Here is a 945-nt window from a genome sequence, read left to right as displayed (position 1 = left end):
AGGCCTGGGCTATCAGGAATGCATAAAGCGCTATGAAGATCATCATCCTCGGCGCTGGCCAGGTGGGCACCTCGGTGGCTGCGAACCTGGTCAGCGAGGCCAACGACATCACCGTGGTCGATACCGATGCGCGGCGTCTGCGCGAGCTCGCCGACCGCTTTGACCTGCGGACTCTGCAGGGGCATGGCGCTCAGCCCGATGTGCTCTTGCGCGCGGGTGGCGAGGATGCCGAGATGATCATCGCGGTGACCAATAGCGACGAGACCAACATGGTCGCCTGTCAGGTCGCCTACACCCTGTTCCATACACCGACCAAGATCGCGCGGGTGCGCGCTCAGGGCTTCCTCGACCATCATCAGGCCTTGTTCGGCGGCGATGCCTTCCATGTGGACGTCACCATCAGCCCTGAGCAACTGGTGACCGACTACACCCTGCGCCTGATCCAGACCCCTGGCGCGTTGCAGGTGACCGATTTTGCCAATGGTCGGGTGCGGCTGGTGGCGGTGCGCGCCTACTACGGTGGCCCATTAGTCGGCCAAGAGCTGCGCGCCCTCTACGATCACATGCCGCATGTCGAGGCGCGGGTGGCGGCGATCTACCGTCAGGATCGGGCCATTCAACCCGAGGGCGATACCGTCATCGAGGCCGATGACGAGGTCTTCTTTGTCGCCGCGCCTAAGCACATTCGCTCGGTGATGGGCGAGCTGCGACGACTGGATAAGCCCTACAAGCGGCTGATCTTCGCTGGCGGCGGCAACATCGGCACCCGCCTCGCTCGGGTCACCGAGCGCGACTATCGGGTCAAGGTGATCGAGAGCAATCTCGAGCGCTGCAAGCAGATCGCCGAGTCGCTCGAGCGCACCATCGTGCTGCATGGCGATGCCGCCGACGAGGAACTGTTGTTGGAAGAGAATATCGAGGACACCGATGTCTTCTGCGCCGTCA

The 945-nt window shown here is 63.2% G+C and carries 1 protein-coding gene; it reads left to right on the top strand.

Annotated elements, in window-relative coordinates:
* Nucleotides 1-32: 32 nt before the first annotated feature.
* The coding region (gene trkA, locus CKO42_RS26725) for a Trk system potassium transporter TrkA (RefSeq protein ID WP_200252762.1) at nucleotides 33-945 on the top strand (913 nt) is incomplete at its 3' end.

Source organism: Lamprobacter modestohalophilus (genome assembly GCF_016583905.1).
Classification (GTDB): domain Bacteria; phylum Pseudomonadota; class Gammaproteobacteria; order Chromatiales; family Chromatiaceae; genus Lamprobacter; species Lamprobacter modestohalophilus.
The sequence above is the reverse complement of the archived record's forward strand: the minus strand, read 5'-3'. Positions and strand labels throughout refer to the sequence as shown.